General features: G+C 63.3%; 13 protein-coding genes. 5 read left to right on the top strand and 8 right to left on the bottom strand.

The features are described 5' to 3' along the window. Nucleotide 1: 1 nt before the first annotated feature. From ABIE49_RS35510 to hutI, 7 genes are all read right to left on the bottom strand, one after another. Nucleotides 2-1108: an aldose epimerase family protein gene (locus ABIE49_RS35510; protein ID WP_354067134.1), complete on the bottom strand. Its 1107-nt coding sequence runs from the start codon at nt 1106-1108 to the stop codon at nt 2-4. A 1-nt stretch (nt 1109) separates the two neighbouring features. Continuing rightward, on the bottom strand, nt 1110-2039 hold the full coding sequence (locus ABIE49_RS35505) for a Gfo/Idh/MocA family protein (protein WP_192734475.1): 930 nt from the start codon (nt 2037-2039) through the stop codon (nt 1110-1112). Between the two features lie 39 nt (nt 2040-2078). After that, a complete protein-coding gene (locus ABIE49_RS35500; protein ID WP_192734474.1) occupies nt 2079-3011 on the bottom strand; it encodes a dihydrodipicolinate synthase family protein in 933 nt (310 codons plus the stop codon). A gap of 18 nt (nt 3012-3029) precedes the next feature. Next, nucleotides 3030-3752, bottom strand: coding sequence for a FadR/GntR family transcriptional regulator (locus ABIE49_RS35495; protein ID WP_192734473.1), 723 nt, complete (start codon nt 3750-3752; stop codon nt 3030-3032). Nucleotides 3753-4097: 345 nt separating this feature from the next. Next, nucleotides 4098-5768, bottom strand: a complete 1671-nt coding sequence (gene hutU, locus ABIE49_RS35490) for a urocanate hydratase (protein ID WP_192734472.1) — start codon at nt 5766-5768, stop codon at nt 4098-4100. Between the two features lie 28 nt (nt 5769-5796). Continuing rightward, nucleotides 5797-7356, bottom strand: coding sequence for a histidine ammonia-lyase (gene hutH / locus ABIE49_RS35485; protein WP_192734471.1), 1560 nt, complete (start codon nt 7354-7356; stop codon nt 5797-5799). Beyond that, nucleotides 7353-8567 (bottom strand): imidazolonepropionase, encoded by a 1215-nt coding sequence (hutI, locus tag ABIE49_RS35480; protein ID WP_192734470.1) that lies wholly within the window; start codon nt 8565-8567, stop codon nt 7353-7355. Before hutI ends, hutH begins: the two co-directional genes overlap by 4 nt. Before the next feature lie 89 nt (nt 8568-8656). On the opposite strand from hutI, the gene ABIE49_RS35475 reads away from it, so the two are divergent. From ABIE49_RS35475 to ABIE49_RS35455, 5 genes are all read left to right on the top strand, one after another. After that, complete coding sequence (locus ABIE49_RS35475) at nt 8657-10015, top strand: formimidoylglutamate deiminase (protein ID WP_192734469.1); 1359 nt, start codon at nt 8657-8659, stop codon at nt 10013-10015. Continuing rightward, nucleotides 10012-10755, top strand: a complete 744-nt coding sequence (gene hutC, locus ABIE49_RS35470; RefSeq protein WP_192734468.1) for a histidine utilization transcriptional repressor HutC — start codon at nt 10012-10014, stop codon at nt 10753-10755. The genes ABIE49_RS35475 and hutC overlap by 4 nt, the downstream gene beginning before the upstream one ends. Nucleotides 10756-10869: 114 nt before the next feature. Then, nucleotides 10870-11814 carry an ABC transporter substrate-binding protein gene (locus ABIE49_RS35465; protein ID WP_192734467.1) on the top strand — a complete coding sequence of 315 codons (945 nt, stop codon included), beginning with the start codon at nt 10870-10872 and terminating at the stop codon, nt 11812-11814. 86 nt (nt 11815-11900) lie between these two features. Beyond that, nucleotides 11901-12674: an ABC transporter permease gene (locus tag ABIE49_RS35460; protein WP_192734745.1), complete on the top strand. Its 774-nt coding sequence runs from the start codon at nt 11901-11903 to the stop codon at nt 12672-12674. Continuing rightward, complete coding sequence (locus tag ABIE49_RS35455; protein WP_192734466.1) at nt 12671-13456, top strand: ABC transporter ATP-binding protein; 786 nt, start codon at nt 12671-12673, stop codon at nt 13454-13456. Before ABIE49_RS35460 ends, ABIE49_RS35455 begins: the two co-directional genes overlap by 4 nt. Nucleotides 13457-13498: 42 nt before the next feature. Here ABIE49_RS35455 and ABIE49_RS35450 read toward each other — a convergent pair whose 3' ends face one another. After that, nucleotides 13499-14584, bottom strand: a complete 1086-nt coding sequence (locus ABIE49_RS35450; protein WP_192734465.1) for a putative FMN-dependent luciferase-like monooxygenase — start codon at nt 14582-14584, stop codon at nt 13499-13501.

Genomic DNA, 14584 nt, shown 5'->3' with positions numbered 1-14584 from the left:
CTTATTCCCCTGCAACCTTGCTCACCGAAAATCGATACAGCGATGTGTGACGATAGGTCTGCCCGGGATCGAGCCGCGCCGATGGAAAATCGGGACGGTTTGGCGTGTCTGGATAGACCTGTGGTTCCAGACAGAGCGCGTCATACTGTCGGTGAACGCGGCCATACTTGCCGGTCACGGACCCGTCGAGAAAATTGCCGGAATAGAACTGGACGCCGGGCTGGTTGGTCCAGAGTTCGAGAACCCGGCCCGATTTTGGGTCTTCCACGCGGGCGGCAAAGCGCGGCTCGGTGGTCGCGCCGCCGGGCAGACAGAAATTGTGGTCGTAGCCTTGCCGGATCTGAACCTGTTCGGTCGCATCGCGCAGGCGCGCGCCGACAGGACAGGATTTGCGAAAATCAAACGGCGTTGCATCGACCTTATCAGGCGCACCCAACGGAATGCCGGCGGCACTGATCGGCAGATAGGAGTCCGCCGCGATGGTCAGATGATGATCGAGCACGCCGCCACCGGACTCGACGCCCGCGAGGTTGAAAAAGCTGTGGTTGGTCAGATTGACGATGGTCGGTTTGTCGGTCACTCCTGAGAATTCGAGCGAAAGCTCGCTGCCGCCGGAAATGCGATATGTAATCTCGGTCTTCAGCGTGCCGGGATAGCCTTCCTCGCCATCAGGACTGACATAGGACAGCGTAACGTAAGGCGCCGGGTCTTCACCCATGGCCGTGATAATCCAGGGTTTGCGATCGAAGCCTTGCAGCCCGCCATGAAGCGCATTGGCTCCGTCATTGGTGGGCAGCTGAAAGCGCTCGGCATCCAGTTCGAACGTGCCGCCCGCGATCCGGTTGGCATAGCGCCCGACCGTGGCGCCGAGGAAACGCCGAACCGCGAGATAGCCTGCAAGGTCATCGCGGCCGAGGACCACGTCGGCAAGGCGTCCGGCCCGGTCAGGCACGAAGATCGACTGCAGCGCCGCGCCATAGGTGATGAGGCGCGCCTCGAAGCCGCCCTCACCGCGCAACCGCACCATTTCGATCGCGGTGCCGTCCGGAAGATGCCCGAATATCTCGCGAGCAATCTTCGCCCTCTGTGGTTGGCCTGGCTGCGTCACGTCATACCTCGATGAATGGTTCGACGTCGCGGCGCCGGCCGAGCATGAATGCATCGGCGACATGGACCAGCGGCGACTGATCGACATCGGACGCACGGTTTGCGATCAACTCGACGAAACGCCGATAGATGCCGCGATACTCCGCCTGCTTTTCGTCAACCAGGACATGGCCATCATGCGAGAGATGGCTGCCGCCGGAAGAGAGCGTCAGCCACCCGGCATCGGTCTCGACCCGGATATCCCAGGTCTGCGGGCCGGTCTGGCGCCAGTCGAATTCCGCCCGGATCGGAATGCCCGTCTCGTCCGAAAAGACGAGATCGGCCGCGATCGGCGCCGCGCGATTGCGCGGGAAGGACAGTTCGGCCTCCGTCAGAAAGAACGGCCGCGGCAGGATGCGGGTCAGGATCGAGAGCGCGTTGATGCCGGGATCGAACACGCCAAGCCCGCCCGGCTCCCAGATCCAGGCCTGGCCGGGATGCCAGACCCTGACATCCTCCTTCCATTCGACGACCACCGACTTGATCTGTCGAGCGGCGAGAAAACTTCTTGCGGGTTCGACGGCCGGCGCAAAACGCGAATGCCAGGTTGCAAACAACGTTCGCCCGGTTTGCCTGGCCGCCGCGACCAGCGGATCGAGTTCACTGACGGTGGCGCCCGGCGGCTTCTCGAGCAGCACGTGCTTGCCGGCCTTCAGCGCGGCCGCCGCCTGCGTATGGCGCACCTGGGGCGGCGTGCAGAGCGCAACGGCATCAATATCGAGTTTGGCGCCCAGCAGTTCGTCAAGCGTCGCAAAATGCACGATCCCGTCGATCGAAGCGTTGCGGCTCGCGATCGCCGCAAGTTCGATGCCGTCGGTGCCTGATATCGCCGGGATATGCTGATCCCTGGCGATCTTGCCGAGGCCGACGATGGCAATGCGAATGGTGGTCACGTCAACTCTTCTCGACGTTCGAGGAACGATGTCAGCGGCTCACTTGCCCCAGCGCAGCACGAGCGGATTCAGCGGGCGCGCGATTTCGATCAGCCCAGCCCGAACGGCCGGATGCAGCGGCTGGAGCGGAAGCCGGACGGTTTCGTGCCTGATGACGCCGCCTTCCTTCATCAGCGCCTTGCAGGCGATCAGGCCGCACTGGCGGTTTTCATAGTTGATCAGCGGCAGCCAGCGTTCATAGGCCGCAACCGCTTCGGCGCGGCGGCCGGCGAAATACGGATCGGTGATCTGGCGAATGCCGTCGGGATAACCTCCGCCGGTCATGGCGCCGGTCGCACCGGCGTCGAGGTCGGCCATCAGCGTGATCGCCTCCTCGCCGTCCCACGGACCTTCGATCGCCGCGCCGCCGAGCGCGATCAAATCGCGCAGTTTGGCGGCGGCCTGGGGCGTCTCGATCTTGAAATAGGCGATGTTCTCAAGCTCGCGCGCCATGCGGGCGAGAAAGGCCGCCGACAGCGGCGTGCCGGCGACCGGCGCATCCTGGATCATGATCGGAATCGAGATCGCATCCGAAACGGTGCGGAAAAACTCATAGATGGCGTTTTCCCCGACCCGGATGGTCGCGCCATGATAGGGCGGCATCACCATCACCATGGCGGCGCCCGCCTGCTCGGCCCGCCGCGAACGTTCGGCGCAGATGTGTGAAGCAAAATGCGTGGTCGTGACGATGACGGGAACGCGTCCCGCAACATGCTTCAATACGGCGTCGAGTACCGTGTCGCGCTCGGTATCGGTCAGCACGAACTGCTCGGAGAAGTTGGCGAGGATGCACAGCCCCTGCGAGCCGGCGTCGATCATGCAATCGACGGCACGTTTCTGGCCGTCGAGATCGAGCCGGCCGTCGCCGTCGAACACCGTGGGGACGACCGGAAACACACCTTTATAAGGTCGCTCGACGGTGGAACCTGCCATAACCATTCTCCACTTTCCTTAGCCAGCCGCGCCGTGACGACGCAGACCGTTGAAGATGACTTCCCTCATCGCCGCGGAAGCCGCCTCGGCATTTCGCTCGGCGATTGCGTCGACAATTCGTTCGTGGGCAGCGATGGTGAGTTCGCGCTCCCGCTCCTCGGTCGGCGCGCTCAGCCGAAACGACGCGCGCAATGCCGCCTCGATCACGGCCCCGATCGATCGCATGAACGGGTTTGCCGAACTGGTCGCGATGTCGAGGTGCAGCCGAAGATCAGCATCGGCGAATTCAATGCTGTCCGAAGCAAAGCTGCGCATTTTGGCGATGCTGTCGCGCAGGTGAGCGATCGCATCATCCGCCCGTCGCTCGGCGGCAAGGGCCGCGGCATGCGGCTCGACGGCAAGGCGGATGTCGGCAAGATCACGAAGAAACCGCTTGTCGATCCCGGCTTCGAGGTGCCAGCCGAGCACGTCGGGATCGAACATGTTCCAGGCCGAACGTTCCCTGACCCGCGTGCCGACGCCCGCCTTGGCGTTGAGCAATCCCTTGGCGGACAACGTCTTGACGCTTTCACGCAATACGGTGCGCGAGACGTCGAACATGGCAGTCAGCTCCGCATCGCGCGGCAGACTGGCGCCTTCCGGATAGCGGCCGACAATGATGTCGATCCCGATCGTCCGGGTCACTTCCACCTGGCTGAAATGACCGCGGCCTGGCGCAATCACAACCCGGTCGGACCTCATGACAGGTCTTTGAGAGTCATGGCTGGTTTCGCTCCCTAGATATTGCGGACCGTCCCGCCTCTTCGGGCAAGATCAAGGCTGGCGCGACCTCCCATGCCACACCCCGCAGGCCTTGTATAGCATATTGTCATATTAGTATGACTTTCTTGTTTCGGTCGCCCTTCATCGCCCTCGGTTCTGCCCGGTCGGCGAGAAAATTGAACGTTCAAACGGCGCGCCGGTATTGATTCTCGGGCCCGTACCCACCGACGTCGTTGCCGGACGCACGATCGGGGATACGACTTCGGGCCGGCCTCGCGCGCTCGCTACCGAAAGCGGGCATCGTGCCTCAGTGAGGACTCCGAGCTACGACGTCAGACTAGGCAGATCGAGACCGTTGGTCGTTGCACACTCGATCGCGCTCTCATAGCCAGCGTCGGCATGGCGCATGACCCCCGTCGCCGGGTCATTCCAAAGCACCCGCTCGAGGCGGCGCGCAGCTTCCGGCGTACCGTCAGCGACGATCACCATGCCGGCGTGCTGCGAATAGCCGATACCGACGCCGCCGCCGTGATGCAGCGAGACCCACGTGGCCCCGCTCGCACAATTGAGCAGCGCATTGAGCAGCGGCCAGTCGGACACCGCATCCGAGCCGTCGCGCATCGCTTCCGTCTCGCGGTTCGGGCTCGCCACCGAGCCGCTGTCGAGATGATCGCGACCGATCACGATGGGCGCCTTCAGTTCGCCGCTTGCCACCATTTCGTTGAACGCCAAACCCAACCGGTGGCGATCGCCAAGGCCGACCCAGCAGATCCGCGCCGGCAGCCCCTGGAACTTGATCCGCGCTTTGGCCATATCGAGCCAGTTGTGCAGATGCTTGTCGTCAGGCATCAGCTCCTTGACCTTGGCATCGGTGCGGAAAATGTCTTCGGGATCCCCCGATAGCGCCGCCCACCGGAACGGTCCGACGCCTCGGCAGAACAGCGGACGGATATAGGCCGGAACGAAACCGGGGAAATCGAACGCGTTCTTCAGCCCCATGTCCTTGGCCATCTGGCGGATGTTGTTGCCGTAGTCGAGCGTGGGAATGCCTTGGGCGTGGAAATCCAGCATGGCCTGGACGTGGCCGACCATGGAGGTCTTGGCCGCCGCCTCCACCGCTTTCGGGTCGGCCTCGCGCCTCGACGCCCACTCCGCAAGCGTCCATCCCTTCGGCAGATAGCCGTTGATCGGATCGTGCGCGCTGGTCTGGTCGGTGACAATGTCCGGCCTGACGCCGCGGCGCACCAGCTCGGGAAAAATATCGGCGGCGTTACCGAGCAGGCCGACCGAAACCGGTTTCCCGCTCTGCGCCGCCTCCGCCATGAGCGCGAGCGCCTCGTCGAGCGTGCTGGCCTGACGGTCGAGGTAACCCGTGCGCAGCCGCATCTCGATGCGGCTCGGCTGGCATTCGACGGCGAGCATCGACGCACCGGCCATCGTCGCGGCAAGCGGTTGCGCGCCGCCCATGCCGCCAAGACCTGCCGTCAGGATCCACTTGCCCGCAAGGCTGCCGCCGTAATGCCGTCGGCCCACCTCGACAAATGTTTCATAGGTCCCCTGCACGATGCCCTGGCTGCCGATGTAGATCCACGACCCGGCGGTCATCTGGCCGAACATCATCAAGCCCTGCTTGTCGAGTTCATTGAAATGATCGAGCGTCGCCCAGTGCGGCACGATATTCGAATTCGCGATCAGCACGCGCGGCGCATCGGCATGGGTGCGGAAAATGCCAACCGGCTTGCCCGATTGAACGACCAGCGTCTGGTCGCCTTCCAGCTTGCGCAGTGACGCAACGATCCGATCAAAGCTGTCCCAGTCGCGGGCTGCGCGGCCAATGCCGCCATAGACGACGAGTTCGCTCGGCCGTTCGGCCACGTCAGGATCGAGATTGTTCATCAGCATCCGCAGCGGCGCTTCCGTCAGCCAGCTCTTGGCGCTGATCTCGGACCCCTGAGGCGATCGAATGATGCGGTCGTTGTCCAGTCGGCGATTCATGACAGATGACCTTTCTCGGCAAGTCTTGTTAGGCAAGCATTGGAAACGGGTTGTTGTTGAGTACCGAAATCGCGGCTGGTGGCAATGCACCGGCTGCGACCAGCGCCGTTGCTTTCGCAATGTCGTCGGCCATGTAGCGGTCGCCACCGAGCGCCGGTACTTGCTCGCGCAGCGTAGCAATCACCGCGGCAAGTGCGGGGCTGGTCGTATGCGGTGCGCGCAGCCCGATGCCCTGCGCCGCCACCAGCAACTCGATGCCGAGAATGGTCGCAAGATTATCCGCCATGTCGGACAACCGGCGCGCGGCGTGCGCGGCCATCGACACATGATCTTCCTGGTTGGCGCTGGTCGGTGTCGAATCGATCGAGCAGGCCGCGGCACGTTGCTTGTTCTCGGCATAAAGTGCGGCCGCCGTAACTTCGGCAATCATGAAGCCGGAATTGATGCCGGGATCCGGGGTAAGGAATGGCGGCAGACCAAAGTTCAGCGCAGGATCAACCAGCGTAGCGATGCGCCGTTCACTGATCGCGCCGATCTCCGACAAGGCCAGCGCAATCTGGTCAGCGGCGAACGCGACCGGCTCGGCGTGAAAATTTCCACCCGAGACGATCTCTCCGCTCTCTACCAGCACCAGCGGATTGTCGGTGACGGCATTGGCCTCGATCGTCAATGTGCGGGCGGCTTGCGTCAGCAGGTCAAGTACGGCGCCGGCCACTTGCGGCTGGCAACGCAGGCAATACGGATCCTGCACGCGCTCGTCGCCCTCGAGATGCGAGTTCCTGATATCGCTGCCCTCCAGCAACGCTGTCAGCGCTGCCCCGGTGGCGATTTGCCCGGCATGCCCTCGCAACTGCTGGATCTCGGCGCGAAACGGCGCCGTCGAAGCCATCGCCGCATCGACCGACAACGCGCCGGTCACCAGCGTCGCGCAGAGCAGGTTATAGGCACGCAGCAGTCCGGAAATGGCGTAGGCGGTCGAAAACTGCGTGCCGTTGATCAAAGCGAGACCTTCTTTCGGCCCGAGTGTCACCGGCGCGAGACCGGCGGCGGCCAACGCATCAAGGCCCGGCACGACCTTGCCATCCATGAGCGCCTGCCCCTCACCGATCATGACGGCGGTCATATGCGCCAACGGCGCCAGATCGCCCGATGCGCCCACTGACCCCTGCTGCGGCACCAGCGGATAAACGCCCCGCGCCAGCATGGCCTGCAGTTGCTCGATGATGTCGCGGCGAACGCCTGACGCGCCCCGCCCCAGGGAGACGATCTTCAGCGCCATCATGAGGCGCACGATCGGCTCCGGCGTCGGCGGCCCTACGCCACAGCAATGCGACACGATCAGGTTTCGTTGCAGCAGCGTCGTCTGGTCCGGTGGAATTCGCTTCGACGCCAGTTTTCCGAACCCGGTATTGATGCCGTACGCCGGAACGTCAGCGCCCGCGGCCTTCGCAACGATGGCCGATGCCGCTTCGACGCGCGGCCAGAACGACGGCTCGAGCACGACGGCCGCGCCAGCAAGCACCTGCGCCAGATCGTCGAGGCTGACCCGTCCGGGCGAAACGACAATGGATGCGTTGCGGTCGCTCATTGCCCTCTCCACACCCTCGAATGCAACGGGTTGAAGCCCATCCGGTAGACGAGTTCGGCGGGCCGCTCGATATCCCAGATCGCGAGATCGCACCATTTACCTGTTATGAGCGTGCCGGTCTCATTGAGAATGCCGAGTGCGCGTGCCCCTTCCCGCGTCACACCGGCGAGACATTCGGCAACATTCATCCGGAACAGCGTCGCACCCATGTTCATGGCCAGCAGAAGCGACGTCAGCGGCGAACTGCCGGGATTGCAGTCAGTCGCCAGCGCCAAGTTGACGCCGTGGGCACGGAACAGTTCGACCGGCGGTTTTGTGATTTCGCGAATGAAATAGAACGCGCCCGGCAGCAGGACGGCCACCGTGCCAGCCCGAGCCATATCAGCGGCGCCGGCTTCATCCGTGTGCTCCAGATGATCGGCGGACAGAGCGGAGAATTCCGCGGCAAGGGCCGCGCCGCCGAGGTTCGACAATTGATCGGCATGCAGTTTGACCGGCAGTCCCAGCGCCTTGGCCGCGCGGAACACCTGCGCCGTTTGTTCGCCCGAAAAAGCGATGCCTTCCATGAAGGCGTCGACGGCGTCCGCAAGCCCGGCTTGCGCCACCGCCGGCAGCATCTCGCGGCAAACAAGCTCGATGTAGCGATCCTTGTCGCCATCGGCTTCCGGCGGCAACGCGTGCGCGCCAAGAAAACTGGTTCGGATGCTGACCGGCCGCTTGCGGCCCAGCTCACGCGCGGCCGAGAGTTGCCGCATCTCGGTTTCGGTGTTGAGCCCGTAACCGGATTTGATCTCGACCGTCGTCACGCCCTCGCCAATCAGCGCATCTAACCGCGGCAGCGCACCGGCAACGAGTTCAGCCTCACTCGACGCCCGCGTCGCCGCGACCGTCGAGACGATGCCGCCGCCCGCCCGCGCGATCTCTTCGTAGCTTGCGCCCTGCAGCCGCAGCTCGAACTCGTGCGCGCGGTTTCCGCCGAACACCAGATGGGTATGGCAATCGATCAGTCCCGGCGTGATCCACCGCCCTGCGCAATCGATCCGCTCAGCCGCATCGGCGTCAGATGGAAAATCGGAACGGCTGCCGGCAAAGACGATGCGGCCGTCCCGCGCGGCGATCACGCCCTGCTCGATCACGCCGACGTCGGGCAGATCCTCCCTGATGGTGGCGAGCCGGGCATTCTTCCATATTCGATCAAAGCGCTCGGCCATGCAGCATTCCCTCAACGGCAGAAGCTTGACGGGACGATATGTCTATACATATTATCGTGCCGGTGTTCTGTCCAGCCGGTTTGGAAAACATGTCCACTCTGCATTTCGCGTCAGCGCTGCTCCCATCCGGGTGGGCCGATGACGTGCAAGTGGTTGTGGCCGATGGGATCATCACCAAGATTACCGTCGGCGCGGCGCCGGAAGCCGAAGATGAACGACACCATCTGGCCATCCCGGGAATAGCCAGCCTGCATAGCCATGCGTTCCAGCGTGGCATGGCGGGCCTTGCCGAAACGCGCGGTAATACCGCCGATACCTTCTGGACCTGGCGCGAGACGATGTATCGCTTTGCGCTGAACATGACACCCGAAGACACCGAAGCCGTCGCGACATTGCTCTATGTCGAGATGCTGGAGCAAGGTTTCACGCGCGTCGGGGAATTCCACTATCTCCATCACAACCACGACGGCACGCCCTATGCCAACCCGGCCGAAATGGCGACGCGAATTGCGCAAGCCGCCGAGGCCACCGGCATCGGACTCACCCTGCTGCCGAGTTTCTACGCGCACGGCTCCTTTGGTGGTGCCGCGCCCCATGCCGGCCAGCGCCGCTTCATCTGTTCAGTCGACCAGTTCGCCAAACTGATTTCCGCTACAAAACTGGCTGTCCGTGCGTTGCCCGGAGTCAATGTCGGTATCGCTCCGCACAGCCTGCGCGCCGTGACGCCGGACGAACTGGCGGCCATCGTGCCGCTGGCCGAAGGCGGGCCGGTCCATATCCACGCCGCCGAACAAACCAAAGAAGTCGAGGAATGCATCGCGTGGTCGGGCCGGCGGCCGGTCGAGTGGCTGCTCGAACATGCGCCGATCGATCAGCGCTGGTGCCTGATCCATGCAACGCACACCACCGCGACCGAGATCGCTGCGCTTGCCAAGAGCGGCGCTGTTGCGGGCCTCTGCCCGGTTACCGAAGCAAGCCTCGGCGACGGTACTTTTCCGGCGCGCGAATTCCTCGACGCCGGCGGCCGTTTCGGCGTCGGCACCGATTCCAACGTCCTCGTCGGCGTTGCCGAGGAGTTGCGCCAGCTCGAATACGGCCAGCGGCTCAAGCACCGCGAGCGCAATGTGTTGTCCGGCGGTCCGGGCATCTCGACCGGACGCGCGTTGTTCGACGCCGCGCTGGCCGGCGGCGCCCAGGCGCTCGCACAGCCGACCACAGGAATTCAGGCAGGCGCGCGCGCCGATATCGTCACGCTCGACACCGCGCATCCCTCGCTCGCCGGACGCCATCGGGATGCGGTCCTCGACGGCTGGATTTTTGCGGCCAATGCTGATGCCATCGACTGTGTCTGGGCTGATGGCAGCAAGGTCGTTGAAGGCGGGCATCACCGGCTTCGCCAGAAGGCGCGCGAGGCCTTCAACGCGTCCGTGCGAAGGCTCGTCGCATGAGCCTCTCGATCGATCGCGATAAAAACCAGGCAGCCGACAAGCCGACGCTGTACAAGCAGATACGCCTCGACATCGAACGCCGCATCCTGACCGGCGAATGGCCGCCGGGTCACCGCATCCCGTTCGAACACGAACTCATGGCTCGCTATGGCTGCGCGCGAATGACCGTGAGCAAGGCGCTGTCGGAACTGGCGCAAGCCGATCTCATCGAGCGGCGGCGGCGGGCCGGCACCTTTGTACGCCGTCCCAAATTCCTGTCAGCAGTCCTGACGATTCCCGACATCCGCGCGGAGATCACCGCGCTCGGCCGCAGCTATGGCTATCAGTTGATCCAGTGCTCGCGCCGCGCTGCAAATGCCGCCGACCGCGCGCGTCTTGGTGTGCGGAAAACCGGGAAAGTGATTGCGATTGCCTGTCGCCACAGCGCCGATGGCGTGCCGTTCGCGATCGAGGACAGGCTTATCGATCTCGACGCGGTGCCCGAAGCCGCCACGGCCGATTTTGCGGTCGAACCGCCCGGCACGTGGTTGCTTCACCATGTCCCATGGACGGAAGCAGAGCATTCGATCAGCGCTATCGTGGCCGACGACAAGGCCGCAGCCGCACTGGACATTGCGATCGGTGCGCCCTGCCTCGTGATCGACCGCCACACCTGGCGCAGTGCACGGACACTGACGGCAGTGCGCCTGGTTTATCCGGGCGAGTCCCACAAACTGGTTGCCCGCTTCAAGGGCGGCTGAGAGGGAAATCAATGCGCACAAGATCCGGCACAATTTATGCAGCAGCAATAAAAAGCAGCAACGCTGCACAGACGAGCAAGACGCAATCGGTGAACCAGAAAAAGGGATACAGCCATGCTTAGTTTTAGAGTATTTGCCGCAACCGCAGCTCTCCTGGTGTCCGCACCAGCCATCGCACAGGACGTAAAAGTCGGCATCGGCATCTCGGGATGGACCGGCTTTGCACCGCTCACGCTCGCAAACCAGGCCGGCATCTTCAAGAAGAACGGCCTCGACGTGACGATCAAGAAGATCCCGCAAAAAGATCGCCACCTGGCCATTGCGTCAGGTGACATCCAATGCGCGGCAACCACGGTGGAAACCTGGATTTCCTGGAATGCCAATGGCGTCGCGACCAAGCAGATCTTCCAGCTCGACAAGAGCTACGGCGCCGACGGCATGGCCACGCGAAACGACGTCGCCGCGATCAAGGATCTGAAGGGCAAGACGGTCGCCGCGTCCGCACCCGGCACCGCCCCCTATTTCACCCTGGCCTGGATGCTCAAGAAGAATGGTCTCACGGTCAAGGACGTGACGGTGGTGAACCTGGAACCCGCCGCGGCCGCGCAAGCCTTCGTGGCCGGCCAGAACGATGCCGCCATGACGTATGAGCCTTACCTCTCGACGGTGCGTGCCGCGCCGGACAAGGGCAAGATCATCGCCACCACGCTCGACTACCCGATGATCATGGACACGTTCGGCTGCACGCCGAAATTCCTGACCGACAATCCGAAGGCCGCGCAAGCGCTGGCTGACAGCTATTTCGAGGCCGTGGCCCTGATCGAAAAGGACCAGGCCAAGTCTTACGAGATCATGGGATCGGACGTGAAGCAGTCCGGCGAGCAGTTCGGCAATTCGGCAAAATACCTGCGTTGGCAGGACAAGGCCGCTAACCAGAAATTCTTCGCGGGCGAGTTCCAGGCCTTCACCAAGGAAGCCGGCGAGCTGCTGCTCGAAATCGGTATCATCAAATCGATCCCGAAGACCGAAGACCTCTTTGACGCGAGCTTCATCAAGTAGACCAGACGACGCCGCGACGGTCCCGCTTCGTGGTTTGGAAGCGGGACATTTCGCGCACTGCGCTCCGCCTTGAGGATTAGCCTTTGATAAGACCCCTAGATCCCGTGACGTCGAAGCAGCGCGTGGCCTATGGCTTCGCTTTCTTCGTCCTGTTCGTTGCCCTGTGGGCATGGGCCACGTTTGGCGGCTACGTGTCGAAAACGTTTCTCGCTAACCCGCTGACCATGCTGCAGGAAGGCTGGGAACTGCTGATCAAGCATGGCTTCCTGTACGACATCGGCATGACGATATGGCGGGTGATCGGCGGCTTTGTGCTGGCGGCCATCATCGCGGTGCCGCTCGGCGTTCTGATGGGCGCTTACAAACCGATCGAGGCTTTTCTTGAGCCGTTCGTCTCGTTCGCCCGCTACCTGCCCGCCTCGGCCTTCATTCCGCTGTTGATCCTGTGGGCCGGCATCGGCGAGTTGCAGAAGCTGCTGGTGATTTTCATCGGCTCGGTTTTCCAGATCATCCTGATGATCGCCGTAAACGTCGGCAACACGAGGCGCGATCTCGTTGAAGCCGCCTACACGCTTGGCGCCGGCGACAGCGGTATCATCCGCCGCGTCCTGCTGCCGTCGTCCGCTCCCGAGATCGCGGAAATTCTCCGGCTCGTACTGGGGTGGGCGTGGACCTACGTCATCGTCGCCGAACTCATCGGCTCATCCTCGGGCATCGGCCACATGATCACCGACAGCCAGGCGCTGCTCAACACCGGGCAGATCATCTTCGGCATTATCGTCATCGGGCTAATCGGCCTCGTCTCGGACTTCCTGTTCAAGGCCTTCAACGCCTGGCTGTTTCCGTGGAGATTGGCGTGACCACGCTCAAGATCGATCAGGTCTCGCGCACCTTCCCTGCGCGCCAGGGCAATGCGCCGACACGGGCGCTGGAGCCCACCAATCTCGACGTCGGCAACAACGACTTCGTCACCATCCTTGGGCCCTCGGGCTGCGGAAAATCCACGCTGCTGCGCATCATCGCCGGGCTCGACCGGCCGACCAGCGGCCGCGTCGTTCTCGACGGGCAGGAGGTAACGGGCCCCGGCGCGGATCGCGGCATGGTGTTTCAATCCTACACGCTATTCCCCTGGCTGACCGTGCGCGAAAACATCGCGTTCGGGCTACGCGAGCGCGGAATTTCCGAGGCCGAACGCGGCAAGATCGCCGATGGATTTATTCAACGGGTTGGCTTGTCCGGCTTTGAAAATCACTGGCCGAAGCAACTCTCCGGCGGCATGCAGCAGCGCACGGCGATCGCGCGTGCGCTTGCCAACGATCCCAAGATCCTGCTGCTCGACGAACCGTTCGGCGCACTCGACAATCAGACCCGCGTGCTGATGCAGGAAATGCTGCTCGGCATCTGGGAACGCGACCAGAAAACCGTGTTGTTCGTCACCCATGATATCGAGGAGGCCATTTTCCTCGGCAGCCGCGTCATCGTCATGAGCGCCCGCCCTGGCCGCATCAAGGCCGAGATCGCGGTCGACCTGCCCCACCCGCGATCCTACAAGATCAAGACCGCGCCCGAATTCGTCCAGCTGAAGGAACGGCTGGTGGAGGAGATCCGTGCCGAGGCATTGAAGGTGGCGGTTGACGCCTGACGGACGTTCGCTGCCTTGCTGATTTCCGCACCGTAAATGGTATTATAACACCTCAAACCCCGGACGATCTTTCTTTGCATGGGGTTGTTTTCGCGATTCTGTGTCCGGGCCCGGTATGGTCCCTTTCGTCCACCCCAGTGCCGGCGCAACTCTTTCGGCGACCAGCTCGATGGATCGCAGAATGAATGGGTGCGGCGGGTCGACCGAATGCGCCTGAAACACCAGATCGGTCACCCGCTCCAGAATGCTGTCGGCGCGCAGCGAAGCGATGACGTCGTCAGGCGTCCCGACATGGGTATCGAATGCGGTGATCATGTCGCTCAACGCCTCTCCCGGCGGGGCATGACCGCCTGCAATGAAGCTCGCGCGCGCACGCCGCAGTCCGATGTCGGCCAGCTGCAGCGCCTCCTGCCGATCATCGGCGGCGAAGACGCTGCGCGACGCCATGATCCGGGGCTCGCGCCCCGGCGGCAGTGCGGCGAGATAGGCGTCGATGATGGGATGCTGAATCTCGGCAAGCGACGCGTGCGGCGTTTCCCTTGGCCGCGGCTGCGTTCGCGACAACAGCAAGCCGTCGCCCGCTTTACCGGCCCTCGCCCCGCCGCTGACGGAAAAGGTCGCCTGCCAGATCCGGTCGCACAATTGCGGCCTCGCAGGATAAAGCGTATCGCCACCAGCCAGCGGCGCGCCGGCCAGTGCGTTGCGGACGATGTCGAGGTTGTCGCCGAAAATCTCCGCGCGCTGCGCACTGTCCAGCCCAAAGGCGGCAAAGGCCGACGGGTTTCCGCCGGTACCGACACCAAGTTCAAAACGGCCGTTCGACAACAGGTCGAGGACCGCAGCGTCCTCCGCCACCCTGACGGGGTTTTCCAGCGGCAGGGTAACGATGCCGGTGCCGAGGCGAATGCGGGATGTCTGTGCCGCGACGAAGCCGAGAAAAGCAAAGGGCGCCGGAAGCCCGCCCTCGCTCTCATGAAAATGGTGCTGCGCGATCCATGCGGAATCAAGACCCGCTGTTTCCGCGTGGACGATCTGCGCTGCCGCGAGGCGATATCGTTCCGCCGGACCCACGTCGTCGAGCAGTCGCGTGAAAAACCCCAATCGCTTCAGATTTGCCAGATGATTCAT

Origin of the sequence: Bradyrhizobium sp. OAE829 (assembly GCF_040546575.1) — a bacterium.
In the GTDB taxonomy this organism is placed as follows: Bacteria; Pseudomonadota; Alphaproteobacteria; order Rhizobiales; family Xanthobacteraceae; genus Bradyrhizobium.
Note: the sequence above shows the minus strand (reverse complement) of the source record. Positions and strands in the feature narration are given on the sequence as shown.

What these genes read in the sequence shown, in the direction of transcription:
- ABIE49_RS35450 (WP_192734465.1), bottom strand. Translation starts at nt 14,584, where the DNA reads ATGAATCATCTGGCAAATCTGAAGCGATTGGGGTTTTTCACGCGACTG.
- hutI (WP_192734470.1), bottom strand. Translation starts at nt 8,567, where the DNA reads ATGGCCGAGCGCTTTGATCGAATATGGAAGAATGCCCGGCTCGCCACC.
- ABIE49_RS35475 (WP_192734469.1), top strand. Translation starts at nt 8,657, where the DNA reads ATGTCCACTCTGCATTTCGCGTCAGCGCTGCTCCCATCCGGGTGGGCC.
- ABIE49_RS35495 (WP_192734473.1), bottom strand. Translation starts at nt 3,752, where the DNA reads ATGAGGTCCGACCGGGTTGTGATTGCGCCAGGCCGCGGTCATTTCAGC.
- hutC (WP_192734468.1), top strand. Translation starts at nt 10,012, where the DNA reads ATGAGCCTCTCGATCGATCGCGATAAAAACCAGGCAGCCGACAAGCCG.
- ABIE49_RS35465 (WP_192734467.1), top strand. Translation starts at nt 10,870, where the DNA reads ATGCTTAGTTTTAGAGTATTTGCCGCAACCGCAGCTCTCCTGGTGTCC.
- ABIE49_RS35500 (WP_192734474.1), bottom strand. Translation starts at nt 3,011, where the DNA reads ATGGCAGGTTCCACCGTCGAGCGACCTTATAAAGGTGTGTTTCCGGTC.
- hutU (WP_192734472.1), bottom strand. Translation starts at nt 5,768, where the DNA reads ATGAATCGCCGACTGGACAACGACCGCATCATTCGATCGCCTCAGGGG.
- hutH (WP_192734471.1), bottom strand. Translation starts at nt 7,356, where the DNA reads ATGAGCGACCGCAACGCATCCATTGTCGTTTCGCCCGGACGGGTCAGC.